The 14925-nt window shown below is 38.6% G+C and carries 18 protein-coding genes and 4 tRNA genes; 15 read left to right on the top strand and 7 right to left on the bottom strand.

The annotated features are described in order from the left end of the window. The first annotated feature begins 24 nt into the window (after positions 1-24). The 5 genes from H9N25_RS22345 (at position 25) to blaB1PEDO (ending at position 4989) form a co-directional block, all read left to right on the top strand. Entirely contained in the window at positions 25-1632 is a 1608-nt protein-coding gene (locus H9N25_RS22345) for a S41 family peptidase (RefSeq protein ID WP_167296272.1), read from the top strand. 152 nt (positions 1633-1784) lie between these two features. Next, entirely contained in the window at positions 1785-2918 is a 1134-nt protein-coding gene (locus H9N25_RS22340; RefSeq protein WP_167296271.1) for a histidine decarboxylase, read from the top strand. Positions 2919-2994: 76 nt separating this feature from the next. Further along, positions 2995-3591, top strand: a complete 597-nt coding sequence (locus tag H9N25_RS22335) for a short chain dehydrogenase (protein WP_167296270.1) — start codon at positions 2995-2997, stop codon at positions 3589-3591. Positions 3592-3697: 106 nt separating this feature from the next. Then, complete coding sequence (locus H9N25_RS22330) at positions 3698-4204, top strand: GNAT family N-acetyltransferase (RefSeq protein WP_167296269.1); 507 nt, start codon at positions 3698-3700, stop codon at positions 4202-4204. A gap of 68 nt (positions 4205-4272) precedes the next feature. Next, positions 4273-4989 carry a PEDO-3 family subclass B1 metallo-beta-lactamase gene (gene blaB1PEDO, locus H9N25_RS22325; protein WP_167296268.1) on the top strand — a complete coding sequence of 239 codons (717 nt, stop codon included), beginning with the start codon at positions 4273-4275 and terminating at the stop codon, positions 4987-4989. Positions 4990-5058: 69 nt separating this feature from the next. On the opposite strand, the gene H9N25_RS22320 is transcribed toward blaB1PEDO, so the two are convergent. From H9N25_RS22320 to era, 4 genes are all read right to left on the bottom strand, one after another. After that, a complete protein-coding gene (locus tag H9N25_RS22320; protein ID WP_167296267.1) occupies positions 5059-5568 on the bottom strand; it encodes a GNAT family N-acetyltransferase in 510 nt (169 codons plus the stop codon). 300 nt (positions 5569-5868) lie between these two features. After that, positions 5869-7170, bottom strand: a complete 1302-nt coding sequence (gene der, locus H9N25_RS22315) for a ribosome biogenesis GTPase Der (RefSeq protein WP_167296266.1) — start codon at positions 7168-7170, stop codon at positions 5869-5871. A gap of 154 nt (positions 7171-7324) precedes the next feature. After that, positions 7325-7831 carry a TlpA family protein disulfide reductase gene (locus tag H9N25_RS22310; protein ID WP_190327275.1) on the bottom strand — a complete coding sequence of 169 codons (507 nt, stop codon included), beginning with the start codon at positions 7829-7831 and terminating at the stop codon, positions 7325-7327. A 16-nt stretch (positions 7832-7847) separates the two neighbouring features. Then, a complete protein-coding gene (gene era, locus H9N25_RS22305) occupies positions 7848-8744 on the bottom strand; it encodes a GTPase Era (RefSeq protein ID WP_086548844.1) in 897 nt (298 codons plus the stop codon). Between the two features lie 113 nt (positions 8745-8857). Here era and H9N25_RS22300 point away from each other — a divergent pair. The 7 genes from H9N25_RS22300 to H9N25_RS25190 all read left to right on the top strand — a co-directional run bounded on the left by H9N25_RS22300 (position 8858) and on the right by H9N25_RS25190 (position 11010). Further along, positions 8858-8930, top strand: a tRNA-Met gene (locus H9N25_RS22300). Positions 8931-9001: 71 nt separating this feature from the next. Beyond that, positions 9002-9073 (top strand) — tRNA-Glu (locus H9N25_RS22295). 89 nt (positions 9074-9162) lie between these two features. Next, positions 9163-9238 (top strand) — tRNA-Met (locus H9N25_RS22290). 31 nt (positions 9239-9269) lie between these two features. Then, a tRNA-Glu gene (locus H9N25_RS22285) sits at positions 9270-9341 on the top strand. Between the two features lie 188 nt (positions 9342-9529). Further along, complete coding sequence (locus H9N25_RS22280; protein WP_167296264.1) at positions 9530-9721, top strand: hypothetical protein; 192 nt, start codon at positions 9530-9532, stop codon at positions 9719-9721. Positions 9722-9773: 52 nt separating this feature from the next. Continuing rightward, a complete protein-coding gene (locus tag H9N25_RS22275) occupies positions 9774-10823 on the top strand; it encodes an alpha/beta hydrolase family protein (RefSeq protein WP_167296263.1) in 1050 nt (349 codons plus the stop codon). Positions 10824-10887: 64 nt separating this feature from the next. After that, a complete protein-coding gene (locus H9N25_RS25190; RefSeq protein ID WP_255524518.1) occupies positions 10888-11010 on the top strand; it encodes a hypothetical protein in 123 nt (40 codons plus the stop codon). Between the two features lie 72 nt (positions 11011-11082). Here the strand turns inward: H9N25_RS25190 and H9N25_RS22270 are convergent, their stop codons facing one another. Continuing rightward, entirely contained in the window at positions 11083-11496 is a 414-nt protein-coding gene (locus H9N25_RS22270) for a winged helix-turn-helix transcriptional regulator (protein WP_167296262.1), read from the bottom strand. Between the two features lie 96 nt (positions 11497-11592). Here H9N25_RS22270 and H9N25_RS24785 point away from each other — a divergent pair, with 96 nt between their 5' ends. The 3 genes from H9N25_RS24785 to H9N25_RS22255 all read left to right on the top strand — a co-directional run bounded on the left by H9N25_RS24785 (position 11593) and on the right by H9N25_RS22255 (position 13683). After that, positions 11593-11811, top strand: coding sequence for an SDR family NAD(P)-dependent oxidoreductase (locus tag H9N25_RS24785; protein WP_223833484.1), 219 nt, complete (start codon positions 11593-11595; stop codon positions 11809-11811). Positions 11812-11892: 81 nt separating this feature from the next. Then, entirely contained in the window at positions 11893-12660 is a 768-nt protein-coding gene (locus H9N25_RS22260; protein ID WP_167296261.1) for an SDR family oxidoreductase, read from the top strand. A 21-nt stretch (positions 12661-12681) separates the two neighbouring features. Further along, positions 12682-13683, top strand: a complete 1002-nt coding sequence (locus tag H9N25_RS22255; protein WP_167296260.1) for an NADP-dependent oxidoreductase — start codon at positions 12682-12684, stop codon at positions 13681-13683. Between the two features lie 87 nt (positions 13684-13770). On the opposite strand, the gene H9N25_RS22250 is transcribed toward H9N25_RS22255, so the two are convergent. Beyond that, a complete protein-coding gene (locus H9N25_RS22250) occupies positions 13771-14247 on the bottom strand; it encodes a DoxX family protein (RefSeq protein ID WP_223833483.1) in 477 nt (158 codons plus the stop codon). Between the two features lie 80 nt (positions 14248-14327). Further along, positions 14328-14897 carry a Crp/Fnr family transcriptional regulator gene (locus H9N25_RS22245; RefSeq protein WP_167296258.1) on the bottom strand — a complete coding sequence of 190 codons (570 nt, stop codon included), beginning with the start codon at positions 14895-14897 and terminating at the stop codon, positions 14328-14330. Positions 14898-14925 lie beyond the last annotated feature (28 nt).

Here is a 14925-nt window from a genome sequence, read left to right as displayed (position 1 = left end):
TTTCATAAATTTGCAGTAACGCTGATGAAAAAAAATACCCGTAATAACGCACTGATCGCTTTAAGCTATTCTGTAATTTTAATAGCGGGTATGTTTTTGGGCATAAAATTCATTAAGGATCAAGGTTTTGGCGTTAAAAAAAGTCCGCAGTTAGCCAACAATAGCGACGAAAAATTAAACGAGATCTTACACATCATCAATGGCAATTATGTTGATGACATCAATACCGATTCGCTTCAAAACTTACCTATCGACAGCGTTTTACACCAACTCGATCCACATAGTGTTTACCTGCCACCAACGGATGCGCAAGATATGACCGATAACCTGGAAGGGAATTTTGAAGGCGTAGGTATAGAATATTATATGCTTAACGATACCATGATGGTTACCAGTGTGGTTAAGGATGGGCCAGCTTATCAGGCAGGAATTAAATTGGGCGATAAGATTTTGAGTATCGATACCGCAGTAGTAAGTGGCCGAAACCTACCCAAAGACCAACTTACTGGTCGTTTTAAAGGTAAATCTGGAACTGGTGTGAGCGTAGTGCTTTTACACTCGGGGGCTTCACAAAGTAACCGAATCATGGTTACCCGCGGCAAAGTAAACATCAGCAGCATTGATGCCGCCTATATGATCAACAACGAAACAGGTTATGTACGAATCAGTAAATTTGGTGCTAATACCGACAACGATTTCTCCGTCGCGGCTAACAACCTGAAAGCAAAGGGCATGAAAAAGCTGATTCTTGACCTGCGCGATAATGGAGGTGGTTATTTCACTGCAGCTACAGGACTTGCTGATCAGTTTTTGGGCGAGAACAAACTTATTGTGTATACGCAGGGTAAGCATGAGCCACGTACCGATTATTTTTCTACAGGAACAGGCGCTTTTCAAAATGGCAAACTGGCTGTCTTAATTAATGAAAATACGGCCTCGGCCAGCGAAATTGTAGCAGGGGCTATCCAGGATTTGGGGCGAGGGATTATTGTTGGCCGCCGCTCCTTTGGCAAAGGTTTGGTACAGGAGCAATTTGCTTTTGGAGACGGCTCTGCATTGAACTTAACCATCGCAAGATATTACACACCATCTGGCCGGAGTATCCAAAAATCTTACAAAAAAGGTTACGACGCTTACAAACATGAATTAGACGAGCGGATGATGGACGGAGAGCTTACAGGAGACCGTACTTCTTTTCAAGATTCTATTGAGAAAACCGAAGGTGTAAATATTCAGCAGAACAGAAAAGTTAAGCCTATTGGCGGTATCCAGCCAGATATATTTGTGAGATTAGACACGAATGGTTACAATAAGTTTTACAGTAATTTAGTAAGTAAGAAAGTACTTTCCGATTACGTGTTTAATGTACTTACCAATAAGTACAGTGCCAGTTTTGTAGAACAGAATATCAATATCTTCACCATAAACGATAATGATTTTAAAGATTTTATCGGGTTTCTTCAACGTAAAAACATAGCGATAGATCGTTTTCAATTGTACAATTCGAAAAATGTGATCTTAAATGACCTTAAAGCCTTGCTTTGTCGCTACTATCTGGGCGATGTAGGCTATTATAAGGCAGCAAATCAAACCGACAATGCGGTAAGACAAGCACTCCTTAACCTTCAGTAGCCATATTTTATATTTTGCGAGGATAAATCTACAGCCTACATAGAATTTTAATTCCTTAAAAATAGTAAAAACAAAATAATATACTTAAATTATAATAAAATAATAATACTATATTCTGTTTTTTCTAATTTTGGCAGCAAATCATCTCTTTTATGGAAGCGAGCAAATTACAGGAAAAGGATCAACAGGTATTAAATGATCTATTGGAAAATGTTAAGCAACAAACCGATTTATTTTTAGGTTATCCCGTTTCGAAAGATTTCGATTATCAGGCATTATCCGAATTTTTAAAATATCCGATGAACAACCTGGGCGATCCTTTCGTTACTTCAACCTACGGCGTAGGCTCTCGTGAGCTGGAAAAAGAAGTAGTCCAGTTTTTTGCTGAACTTTTCCGTGCTCCTGCAGATAATTGGTGGGGTTATGTAACCAATGGTGGCTCAGAAGGCAATCTATATGGCTTATACCTTGCCCGCGAGTTACATCCGAAAGGAATGGTTTATTATTCGGAAGCGACACATTATAGCGTGCAAAAGAACCTGCATTTACTCAATATGTCGAACATTGTTATCCGTACACAGGAAAACGGAGAAATCGATTACGAAGACCTTGAACACACCATCCGGATGAACCGCCATATGCCTGTTATTATTATGGCCAATATTGGCACCACCATGACCGAAGCACGTGACGATGTGGCCAAAATTAAAAGCATCTTAAAAAAACTGGCTATCCAGCATTATTATATACATGCCGATGCAGCACTTTCTGGTACGTACAGTGCATTAATTGAACCAAGACCAGCATTCGACTTTGAAGATGGTGCAGACAGCATCGCCATTAGTGGTCATAAGTTTTTTGGTTCGCCCATGCCTTGCGGGGTGGTAGTTGCAAAAAAATCGAACCGCGATCGAATTGCCCGTTCGGTGGCTTATATCGGAAGTGTTGACACCACCATTACTGGCTCTAGAAATGGGCATAGCCCCTTATTTTTATGGCACACCATTAAACGTTTGGGTATAGCAGGTTTAAAAAGCAGAACCATGCACAGTTTAGCAACCGCAGCTTATACGGAAACCAAGCTTAAAGAAATTGGTATTGCAGCGTGGCGGAATGTGAATGCCATTACCGTAAACTTCCCTACCCCACCTGCAACAATCTGTAAAAAATGGCAGCTGGCAGCAGAACAGGGAAATTCGCATATCATCTGCATGCCTAATGTAATGCAATCGGATATCGATCTTTTGATTGCCGACCTTGAAGTGGAAATGGCGTTGCACGATTGAGGATATACAAACATTTTAATGCCCCAGCTGTTTAATAACAATACTAAATTAGTATACACAAATCAAACAGGTTTCTATGAAAATAATAATTGTAGGTGCAACAGGTACACTGGGCAAAAAAGTAGCTGAAGCTTTTGCCCAAAAACACGAGATAATCCGCGTAGGAAATACCAAAGGTGATGTTCAGGTAGATATTACCAAGGAAGCATCAATTAAGGCCATGTTCGAGCAGATTGGCGCTTTCGATGCCCTGATCAGTACCAGCGGAAAAGGCCCATTTGTGCCTGTAAGCCAGATGACGGGTGAAGCATTTAAGAGTGGCTTACTAGACAAACTATTGGGTCAGGTTAACCTCGTACTTATCGGCCAGCATTACATTAATCGAGGCGGTTCATTTACGCTAACTTCGGGTATATTGGCCGATCATCCTGTAGCTGCCGGTGCCGCACTAAGTGCAGTAAATGGAGGATTAAATTCTTTTGTTCTCGCTGCTGCCCCAGAACTCGAAAATGGCGTTCGTATAAACGCCATCAGTCCCAACGTGGTTGAAGATTCCCCTGCTTATTTCGATTCTTTTCCTGGCGAGATTCCGGTTGCCATGGAGAAAGTAGTTAAAGCTTACGAGAAAAGCGTGCTGGGCATTGTAACAGGACAGGTAATAAAGGTTTATTAATTACGCTCGGCACTTTTAAGACATTGTTTTTTAACAAAAGCTTGTTCTAAAATTTTGGTTATTCAAAACCCAAAGTTTTATATTAGTCTGTCTAACAAATTCAAACATGATAGAAACAGAACGCCTCATTTTAAAACCATTAACACACGATCAGCTTTTGAAATACATTAAAGATGATCATTCACTTGAAGAAGAGTTTGGCCTTTTGCCAACAAAGAAAAATATTTCGCCTTCCCTTCATGATGCGCTGGAACAAACGATTTTACCTAACGTTTTTGATAAGGATAAAGATTATCTGTACCATACCTTATGGACAATCATCTCTAAACCCGATCATAGAATGGTAGGCGACATCTGTTTTGTTGGCGAGCCCGATCCCAATGGCGAAATAGAAATAGGTTATGGTACTTACGAGGAATTTAGAGGCAGGGGCTTTATGACCGAAGCCGTTGGCCGATTAATAGAATGGGCAAGGGAACAGCCCAAAGTGAAATCGGTTTTTGCCGCCACTACAAAAGATAATGTAGCTTCTTATTCTATTTTAGAAAAAAACAACTTTATCCATATTGGAGAAGTTGATGATATGTTAAGCTGGAAAATTGAATTAAAATAATTTAAATCAATTGCGTTCGTTTGCATTGAAGACAATTCTTTTTGGAATTCATTATTAAACCTTATCCTATGCGTTATCTTTTTTCCTTTTTACTTTGGTTATCAGCCCTTGCCTCTTTTGCGCAAAATCCCAAATTAAAAATCAAACATTTAACTGGCGATCTTTATGTTTATACTACGTACAGTACCTATAAAGGCGCCGTAACGGATGCAAATGCCGTATACCTGGTTACCAATAAAGGCGTTGTTGTAATCGATGCACCTTGGGATACTACACAATTCCAGCCATTTCTGGATTCTATTCAGGCGAAACACCACCAAAAGGTAGTACTGGCCATTGCCACACACTCGCATGGCGACCGCGCAGGTGGTTTAGCATTTTTTAAAAGCAAAGGCATAAAAACTTATACCAATAAATTAACCGATGAGATATTGAAAACCAACAAAGAGCCACGTGCAGCCTACACTTTTACAAACGACACTACTTTTACAGTAGGCCAGTATAAAATAAACACTTACTACGCGGGCAAAGGGCACACGAAGGATAACCTGGTGATTTGGTTCCCAAAGGACAAAGTTTTATTCGGCGGCTGCCTGATTAAAAGTACCGAAGCAGATGATTTGGGTTATATTGGAGAGGCTGATTTAGCCGCGTGGCCAAAAAGCATCGAAAAGTTAAAGCAGAAATATCCTGACACCAAATTTGTTATTACCGGACACGATGCCTGGGGAAACAGGGAATCTTTAGATCATACTCAAAAGCTGTTGAGGGAGAGAAAATTATAAAGGCTTAATTCATAACAGGTCGTTATTGCTAAACTGTTGAAGACAAATGTATTTTTGTTTTCCACTAGGTCACAGTACTATTTCAAACAGACTTAAACTAATTCCCTCATAGTGTTTTGGCAGTCCATCTGTTTTTTCCATGGTTACTACACCAACATAATCAAAACCGCAACCGGTATAATATTCGAGTAGTTTTTTATTATCGGCCCAGGTGTCCATTCTAATAAATTTAATATCGTTCTTTGCTGCGTAATCTTTAGCCCATTTGATAATTTCCTTCACAAAAGAATAGCCTCTAAATTCGGGATGGGTTACAATTCTGTGGATATAAATCGCATCATGATCCCGCTCTCCCCAAATCAACAGATCGTTAAAGGTAACGGCAAATACACAGGCCACTACGCCATCAACCAAGATTTTATATTGGCGGTTTTCACCAATCTCGGTTTGTACCAATTCTCTGCTAAAGCCTTGCCAATGTTTGTTGAACACCTTCTTTTGATGGGCAATAGCCATATCATAAAATCTGAAAATGACATCGATATCAGCTGCTTGGCTATTTAGAACTTGTAATTGCATGAGGTAAAGGTAAGGGTATTTTCTGACCACAGATAAGGAGGATAAACACAGATCTAGATATTAGCCGTCATTCCCACGCAGGTGGGAATCTTAAAGCTTAGTGCATTAGGGTTCCAATCAAGTTGGGAATGACGATCTCTATAAATATCACTTCAGCCCCCAATGTTCTGTAAAAAATGATCATCCAGAATGACAAAAAACAAAACAGGGCTGCTTTCGCTATGGAATGCAGCCCTGTTTTAAATAAGATTGGTTTTTTAGGCATATCGACCTTACGCCTTCTACCTTTAAACCTTCAACCTATTTCTGTCTGAAATAAATCTGGATCGGCGCACCAGAAAAATCGAAATTTTCTCTCAATTTATTCTCGATGAAACGTTTATACGGATCTTTAATGTACTGTGGTAAGTTACAGAAAAAGGCAAACATTGGCGAAGTAGCATTAATCTGCGTGATGTATTTAATCTTAATGTGTTTTCCTTTTAATGCCGGTGGTGGGAATTTCTCAATCAGCGGCAACATTACATCGTTTAATTTAGATGTAGGGATTTTCTTGCTACGGTTTTTATAAACTTCTAAAGCTGCTTCTATTGCTTTAAAAATACGTTGTTTGTTTAATACGGATGTGAAAACGATCGGCACATCGGTAAACGGACGGATACGCTCATGAATCTGTTCTTCGAAAGCTTTCATCGTTTGCGTATTTTTTTCGATCAGATCCCATTTGTTTACCAGAATTACGATACCTTTTTTGTTCTTTTCGGCCAGGTGGAAAATGTTGATATCCTGACTTTCAATCCCTTCTACGGCATCAATCATTAATACCACAACATCAGCTTCTTCTAAGGCTTTAATGGTACGCATTACTGAATAAAACTCTAAGTTTTCTTTAACTTTTGTTTTTTTACGTAATCCGGCAGTATCAATCAGCATAAACTCATGACCGAATTGGTTATAATGGATTTTGATCGAATCGCGGGTGGTACCTGCATTTGCGGTAACAATATTACGTTCTTTACCAATTAATGCATTAACCAAAGAAGATTTACCCACATTCGGACGACCAGCAATGGTAATCTTAGGCAATTGGTTTTCTTCTTCTTGAATATCTTCAAAATTCTTAACAACCTCATCCAACAACTCCCCTGTTCCGGAACCAGTCATTGATGACAGTGGATATACTTCGCCTAAACCGAAACCGTAAAAAGTGTGGATTTCGTTATATAAAGCAGTATTATCTACTTTATTTGCACAAACAAAAACGGGCTTATTACTTCTGCGCAATACCTGAGCAATATCATCATCTAAATCGGTAATACCTGTTGTTACATCTACCATAAAGATCAATACACTGGCCTCTTCGATGGCAATCATTACCTGCTCGCGGATGGCCGCTTCGTAAACATCTTCTGAGTTGGCTACATAACCACCAGTATCAATTACGGTAAATTGTTTATCTATCCACTCGCCTACACCATAGTGCCTATCGCGGGTTACGCCGCTCATATCATCTACAATAGCCTTGCGGCTTTCTGTTAGTCTATTAAAAAGGGTGCTCTTGCCTACGTTTGGCCTGCCTACGATGGCTATAATGTTACTCATGGTGTTCTTTTGATAGTTAATGGCTTATAGTTAATGGTCGTGGTGTTTAAGCAAGCTGCTCAAACTATTTGGCTATCAGCCATTGACTATCAACTACTAACCGATTTATTTCGGGCTGCAAAGGTACAGTTATTTTTCGTAACCTCTGTTAATATTAATTTTTATACTTTTCTAAAAGTCCTTTTATTACTTCTTCGGTTAATTGATTTCCTTGCAATAAGGGGAAACCCTCCCACCTTACAATTCCTTTCGGATCGATAAGTATAGCATGCGGAATGCCTTTAACCTGGAGCGAATCTTTTACAGTCCCCTTAGTATCTATGGCTTCAAAATAGTTGATTTTAGGGTTATTAAAAGCTTCTACTTTTTCAGCCGCTTCATCAGAAACACCAATAATTACAATTTTATCGGCATATTTCTTTTGAATATCGTTTAATGTAGGGATATATGCCCTGCATGGTCCGCACCAGGTTGCCCAAAAATCGATCAGTACAAACTTCCCTTTGGTATCAGGCTGCTTTGAAATCCATTTTTCAACAATCAGGTCTGGCGCTTTTTCGTTCAGGATAGATTTTGCCCACAATTTTTTACCATTGTTTGATTCCTGGGCAAAAACCGTCGTACCGATCAACAGCAAGAGAAATGTTAAATTTTTCATCATACCCTAAAAATCGAAATTAATTATCGTAACCGAAGCTTTTTAAATAATTCTTTTTGCTTCTCCAGTCGGGAATTACTTTCACAAACATTTCCAGGAAAACCTTACTATCTAAAAATTTCTCGATCTCTAAGCGTGCTTCAGTACCTACCTTTTTCAACATACTTCCGCCAGTGCCGATTAAAATGTTTTTTTGCGAATCGCGTTCGACAACAATTTCTGCAGTAATCCTGATCATGGCACCTTTGCCATTTTTCATTTCCTCTTCTTTAAAACTCTTCACAATTACCTCGGTACTGTAAGGAATTTCTTTCTGATAATTAAGGAATATTTTTTCACGGATAATCTCCGAAACAAAGAAACGCTCTGAGCGATCGGTTAAATCTTCTTTGTCGTAATATGGTGGATGTTCGGGCAACATTTCGAGCACGCGATCCAATAATCCGTCGACATTGTGTTTATGCAAAGCCGAAATTGCATAAATAGCAACCGGATTTAGCTTCTCCTGCCAGTAAGCAATCTTCTCATCAACCTGCTCTTGTAATGCTTTGTCTATTTTATTGATGAGTACAATTGTGGGGATGTTACGGTTCAGAATTTTCTCCAAAACGTCTTCCTCATCATGCTCTTCGTTAATGTCGGTTACAAATAAAAGTACGTCAGCATCGGTCAAAGATCCGTTAACAAAGCTCATCATACTCTCCTGTAAACTGTATTTTGGCTTAATTATACCCGGTGTATCAGAGAAAACGATCTGATATTCTTCTTCATTTACGATACCTAAAATGCGGTGTCTTGTGGTTTGTGCCTTAGGGGTAATAATGCTAAGTCGCTCGCCTACAAGCACATTCATGAGGGTAGATTTACCTACATTTGGTTTACCTATTATACTAACAAAACCTGCTTTATGCGCCATTAAAATATTTTTTAAAAAAATTTGCAGCACAAAGAAACGAATTATATCTTTGCATTCCAATTCGGAAACAGAGTTAAGGATTTAATTCAAAGAAAAAAACGAGTTGTATAGAGTGCGGGGTGGAGCAGTTGGTAGCTCGTCGGGCTCATAACCCGAAGGTCGCACGTTCGAGTCGTGTCCCCGCTACTAATTCAGTGGGCAGTTTACAGTGATCAGTTTAACTGAAAGCTGAGAACTGGAAATTTAAAATTGAAAATGGCCCGTTCGTCTAGGGGTGAGGACGCCAGATTTTCATTCTGGAAACAGGGGTTCGATTCCCCTACGGGCTACGAAACCGCGCAAAAGTTGAGCGGTTTTTTTTATCAGTTTCAATACTGCAAAATTGAAGGTTGGTATTTCCCTTAAAAATACATGAGAGTGCGGGGTGGAGCAGTTGGTAGCTCGTCGGGCTCATAACCCGAAGGTCGCACGTTCGAGTCGTGTCCCCGCTACCAAAGGAGTTGAAAGACACTCTAATTATTTAATGGCCCGTTCGTCTAGGGGTGAGGACGCCAGATTTTCATTCTGGAAACAGGGGTTCGATTCCCCTACGGGCTACGAAACAGAAATGTTAATCTTTTTAGCTTTACAAGTGCACAAAAGCCCGTTTAACAGACGGGCTTTTGTGTTGATTTACAACACGTTAAAGTGTTCGATTTTCTGATACTTGTTACAATTGACCTTATTTGACTATTTTTAGTAAAAAAGAATGGATCAAACAGGCTAATGTAAAGTATCAAACCAAAATGAAGCCGCTTGATTTCAGCCAGGATGGCGATATCTCAGTGTTAGAAGCAGAAGTATCCGGAACATTTGATGGAAGCCCGGCGATATTAAAATATAACATGGAACTTAAGAATGGATTGCTCCAGTTACTGAAAATACAGGCTGAGCCAAACAAGCAGGTGGCACGTTGGTACTTTTGTCCTTTAAAATAATTGGAAATGAAAAATAAGTTGTGGCTGAAAAAAGTCTTATATTTATTTTTATATGAGCGTTAGTATAAAAATTCTCTGCCTATTTTTCGCCCTATACAATTTCACTGCATTAGCCCAATCAGTTGCGCCGGATGAGTACGGATTAAAAGAGTTCAGAATAGAGGATAAAAAATTAGGGCTTATAAATTTTTATGTTGATACGACCAACTTGAAAAGGAAATCGCCTTTATTTATTGAGACAAATGGCAGCGGTGGAATGTCACTCTGCCTGTATATAAAAGGTAAAAAATTTGTAACCACCTCCACTTCATTTAATTCCTTACTCCTGGATAAAACTAAAGATAAGTTTCACTATGTAATACTAGGGAAGCCTGGTACTGCTTTTTGTGACACGTTAGATTTGAATATGGGGGTAGAAGAATTTCAAAAGAATGTATCAAGAGCTGTTACACTTAATTACCATTTTTCCCCTGAATACACTAAAAGATTAAGTTTATACTGGCGTGTGGAGGCAACAAAAAAAGTTATTGCATATTTAATTAAGCATGGTTTTTGGGATCACACTAAATTGATTGCTTACGGATATTCTGAAGGTGGGCAGGTTGTCCCGGCATTAGCCGTCGCCGAAAAACGCATTACACACGTAATTCCGGTTGTAGGTAGTGGATTAAATCAATTCTACGGAGATATATTGGAATGGAGAATAAAAGCACAACGCGGTGAGATTTCTCAACAGGCTGCACAGGATAGTATCGTAAGCTATATGACAAAGGTTACAGATATTTACAGAAATCCAAACGACATAACAAAAGAGTTTGGAGGCCATTCTTACAAAAGATGGGCAAGTTTTGGTTCTTCGGTACCATTCGAGAACCTCAGAAAGTTGAACATACCCATCTACTTAATTAGCGCATCTGCAGATCATAATTCGCCGATTTATAGTTTGGATTATGTGTGGCTTGATTTTGTTCGCCTTGGTAAAAATAATTTGGTGTATGAAACTTGTGTGGGATGTGATCATTATCTTAACAATAATGATAGTAAATCAAAAGTCGATTATATCCAAAAAATATTGGACTGGCTGGACAAACCAATTAACTAGCGGAACGGGCGGCCATTTTTGCCGAAATGCCCACAATAGGAAAAAAATTGTCAGGCTAAGATTATTGAAAGGCATTAAGCAAAGTACGTCTGCAAAAGCCCCAGGAACCACACACCAAAATATTTCAGGGATGGAGCAAAGTGATAGCATAGATCATGAGAAACTAAGTGATGTAGCTTTTGATTAAAACATAGTACTGCTGATAATCCAGAATTTACAATTTTTGATCTCAAATTTGAAGCTTACTCCCATAAGCCAGTTAATTAATCTCTTTTAATTCCTTTATACTTGTTTTTATAAATGCTTCTTTGTCTTTTTTGATTTCTTCCAATAGCGCTTTCCTTTCTGCAGATAAGATGCAATATTTATCCGCCCATAGGTTAATTTCAACCATCAGTGGCAATAAATCAATTCCTTTTTGGGTGAGCCTGTATAATACTTTTGCTTTACTATCGGGATGACTTAACTTGGTGATGATCCCATTTTCTTCCAGCATTTGTAAGCGGGCTGCCAAAATATTGGTTGCTATTTTTTCACCCGACTTTAGAAAATCACCATAAGTACACTGTTTTGAAAACATGAGATCCCTAACAATCAATAATGACCATTTGTCTCCCCAGATATCAAGCGAGTTGCTAATAGGACAGTCCGACCTCTTTTTTGTATCCTTCATAAAATAATATTTAAAATCACTTGCTTTTTGCAAGCATAAACGTATATTTGCACTTGTATTTTGCAAGCAAAATTACAAATTAAATTACTAGAAACAATGAAATCAACGGGAAATACCGTATTCATTAGCGGCAGAAGTGCTGGAATAGGTTTAGCAATCGCTAAAAAATTAAGTGCTGCAGGCAACAAAATCATTATTAACGGGCGTAGTGAAGAACGCCTTACTTTAGAAAACAATCAGTTTGATGTACCGGTAGGAGATGCAAAGGCTTATGCCTCGGCATTTCAGGAAGCATTGGCAAAACTTAAGGGTTAAATTTTACAATCTTATACATTCTTACTGTAATACGATATTGATAAGAATTAAGGTTTATGAATTATTAAAATTAGAAATAAAATGAATTTAGAGAAGAAAACGGTATTGATAACAGGCGGTGCATCGGGCATAGGACTTGAGGCAGCAAGGCAATTTTTAGAAAATGGAGCCAGTGTTATTATAACGGGACGAAATCAGGATAAATTGAATGCAGCAAAAGCATTATACCCGAAATTGATTACCATTCAAAGTGATGCGGGGAATGAAAAAGATGCTATTTCTCTTTTCAACCAGGTTAAGGAAATGGGAGGAATTGATATTTTATACAATAATGCAGGTGTAGGAGCGGCAACATTGAATTTAGGTGTTTCCAGTAGCAAGCATTTGGAAGGTGCGGCCTATGAAATGAATGTCAACTATCTTGGTGTTATACGTTTGAACAATCTGTTTCTGGATATGTTGAAATCAAGGAAAGAAGGGGCTATCATTAACACAACTTCTATACTTAGTTATTTACCTTCAATGCTCGAAACGACTTATTCGGCCTCTAAAACAGCATTGGCATTTTACACACGATCTCTGAGGGAACACTTACAGATTTTAAACAGCAGTGTTAAGGTGTTTGAATTATTACCTCCCCTTGTCGCAACGGAGATGACCGCAGAACGGGATGAAAAAAAATTAAGTCCTGATAAATTGGTAAAAGGACTGATAGCAGGGCTTAAAAAAGACCAGTATACCATTCGTGTAGGCGATACGAAATTGATTTACCTACTCAACCGCTTTTTCCCGAAATTAGCATTCGGTTTAGTAAACCCTAAAAGAAACAACAGAATATTGCAAAAGTAATTTTCATAAAAAGCGTTAAAGATGAAAGCATTTATAATAAACCGTTATAGTAAGACAGACAAGCTTCAATTTACCGAATTACCGGAACCTGTTGTAAAAGAAAATGAGGTATTGGTTCAGATCCATTCTGCAGGCGTAAATCAATTGGATGCCAAAATAAAAAGTGGTGATTTCAAATTGCTGCTTCCCTACAAATTTCCTTTGGTTTTAGGACACGACGTTGCCGGCATAGTTACAAAAGTGGGAGCAAAAGTAAGTAGGTTTAAAGTTGGTGATGCAGTTTTTGCCCGGCCTGCAGATTACAGTATTGGCACATTTGCAGAATATATTGCAATCAATGAAAAAGATATTGCCCTAAAACCCAAAAACATTTCTATGGAAGAAGCCGCTTCCATCCCTTTGGTCGCCTTAACGGTCTGGCAGGCATTTATTGAAAAGGCAAACCTTAAAAAAGGACAAAAAGTATTTATTCAGGCAGGTGCTGGCGGTGTGGGTACAATTGCCATTCAGTTGGCAAAACATTTGGGAGCCACAGTAGCTACAACAACAAGTAGTACTAATTTTGATTTGGTAAAAAGTCTTGGGGCTGATGTTATCATTGATTATAAAAAAGACGATTTTGAAAAAATACTTCAAGATTATGACGTGGTTTTAAACAGCCAGGATGGGGAAACACTTGAAAAATCACTGAAAGTGCTGAAGCCCGGAGGAAAAGTGATTTCGATTTCAGGGCCACCGGATGTTTCTTTTGCAAAAGAAGCTGGATTATCATGGCTAATGAAACTCGTACTGTTCTTTTTGAGCAATAAGGTAAAAAGAAAGGCCAAGCAGCTTAATGTTGGGTATTCGTTTCTCTTTATGAGAGCTGATGGGAAGCAATTAGGAGAAATAAGTTCACTGATTGAAAAAGGTGCTATCCGCCCTGTTATTGATACCATATTCTCGTTTGAGCAAACCAATGAGGCCTTGTCCTATGTTGAAAGCGGTCGTTCAAAAGGAAAAGTTGTTATTAAGATCAAATAATCGCGGTAGTTGCGTAAAATCCTGTATATGTCAGTAACAAGCAGACCAACAAGCTCGTTTTGTTGTCATGTATTTTTATTTTTTAGATTAATCATTCCGGACTTTTTTTATAGCTGAAAGATATACCCAGCTGATAAAAAATAGCTGTAAAGGGATCCTGTACCATAAATAGCTTAATCCATTGCCCTCAAAGGTTGCTTTTAGAAGGTCTACATGTTTTACGGCAGCATAAATGTTAGCAGGAAGCAATAGTATAAAAAAGGCAATGAGCCACCATGCAGTCATTACCCTGAAACGGGGCAATAAAAGTCCGATTGCGGCTATTAACTCTACAATACCTGTCAGATAAACCAACTCTATTTTGTAAGGGATTGCCTCTGGCAGCATCATAGACATGCCTTTGGTAAATAGAACGTGTCCGATTGCTGTGAAGACCAGCATTGCAGCCATTGCAATTCTTCCGGATAATGCAAAATTGTGTCCGCTACGCGTAACTTTCATCAAAAGTATAGTTACAACGAAAACAATAAGTAAAACTATTTCGGCCATTTTGTTTTTTTTCAAAGGTCAATAGATTTACAAACTGAAACAATGAACCCAGGTTAATAAATTCAAAGTATTGGTAGAGAAACAAAAAGATAAAACTATAAATAAATACGCCTGCGTATACGGCTCAAAGCTTGTGGTGTAATCCCGATGTAGGAGGCGATGTACTTTAATGGTATTTTTTCGATAAGTTTTGGTTGTTCTGAAAAAAGCCGGAGATACCGCTGTTCCGCTGTATCATTTAAAAGGGAAAGTTCTCTTTCAGTTTTTTTAAGGAATTGGTCTTCTGCAGCCCATCTGCCTATACTGTTTCCGATTTTAGTTTCCCTATACACGGTCTGCAGCCCATCATAAGACATACGCCACAAGGCAGTAGCTGTAAGTGTTTCTACATGATAGGTAGAAGGTTGTTTGGTCAGAAATGAATTATAGGCACTTACAAATCCATTATCAAAGGCAATCGCAAAAGTAAGCTCAGATGCTTCTTTGGGGATGTAAAAACGGATAATACCCTTTTCTATAAATGAAAGAAAGTTTTCTGTTTGTCCGGCCTTTAAAATAATATGCTTTTTAGGAAATTCTTGGCGAACCAATTGTGAGGCAAAGATTTCCCAATCTTTATCAGTCAACTTAAAATGCTGTTCAAAGTATCTTCTTATCTGTTCCATCAAATGCCACTACTTATTCAAGTGCGTA

The organism is Pedobacter riviphilus, assembly GCF_014692875.1.
Classification (GTDB): Bacteria; Bacteroidota; Bacteroidia; order Sphingobacteriales; family Sphingobacteriaceae; genus Pedobacter; species Pedobacter riviphilus.
This window is presented reverse-complemented; position numbering and strand designations above follow the sequence as displayed.

Excerpts from the sequence above, each read along its gene's own strand:
- H9N25_RS22260 (WP_167296261.1), top strand. The coding sequence starts at position 11,893 with ATGAATTTAGAGAAGAAAACGGTATTGATAACAGGCGGTGCATCGGGC.
- H9N25_RS22335 (WP_167296270.1), top strand. The coding sequence starts at position 2,995 with ATGAAAATAATAATTGTAGGTGCAACAGGTACACTGGGCAAAAAAGTA.
- H9N25_RS22245 (WP_167296258.1), bottom strand. The coding sequence starts at position 14,897 with ATGGAACAGATAAGAAGATACTTTGAACAGCATTTTAAGTTGACTGAT.
- H9N25_RS24785 (WP_223833484.1), top strand. The coding sequence starts at position 11,593 with ATGAAATCAACGGGAAATACCGTATTCATTAGCGGCAGAAGTGCTGGA.
- H9N25_RS22340 (WP_167296271.1), top strand. The coding sequence starts at position 1,785 with ATGGAAGCGAGCAAATTACAGGAAAAGGATCAACAGGTATTAAATGAT.
- H9N25_RS22345 (WP_167296272.1), top strand. The coding sequence starts at position 25 with ATGAAAAAAAATACCCGTAATAACGCACTGATCGCTTTAAGCTATTCT.
- H9N25_RS22275 (WP_167296263.1), top strand. The coding sequence starts at position 9,774 with ATGAGCGTTAGTATAAAAATTCTCTGCCTATTTTTCGCCCTATACAAT.
- H9N25_RS22270 (WP_167296262.1), bottom strand. The coding sequence starts at position 11,496 with ATGAAGGATACAAAAAAGAGGTCGGACTGTCCTATTAGCAACTCGCTT.
- era (WP_086548844.1), bottom strand. The coding sequence starts at position 8,744 with ATGGCGCATAAAGCAGGTTTTGTTAGTATAATAGGTAAACCAAATGTA.
- H9N25_RS22255 (WP_167296260.1), top strand. The coding sequence starts at position 12,682 with ATGAAAGCATTTATAATAAACCGTTATAGTAAGACAGACAAGCTTCAA.
- blaB1PEDO (WP_167296268.1), top strand. The coding sequence starts at position 4,273 with ATGCGTTATCTTTTTTCCTTTTTACTTTGGTTATCAGCCCTTGCCTCT.
- H9N25_RS22280 (WP_167296264.1), top strand. The coding sequence starts at position 9,530 with ATGAAGCCGCTTGATTTCAGCCAGGATGGCGATATCTCAGTGTTAGAA.
- H9N25_RS22320 (WP_167296267.1), bottom strand. The coding sequence starts at position 5,568 with ATGCAATTACAAGTTCTAAATAGCCAAGCAGCTGATATCGATGTCATT.
- H9N25_RS22310 (WP_190327275.1), bottom strand. The coding sequence starts at position 7,831 with ATGATGAAAAATTTAACATTTCTCTTGCTGTTGATCGGTACGACGGTT.
- der (WP_167296266.1), bottom strand. The coding sequence starts at position 7,170 with ATGAGTAACATTATAGCCATCGTAGGCAGGCCAAACGTAGGCAAGAGC.
- H9N25_RS22330 (WP_167296269.1), top strand. The coding sequence starts at position 3,698 with ATGATAGAAACAGAACGCCTCATTTTAAAACCATTAACACACGATCAG.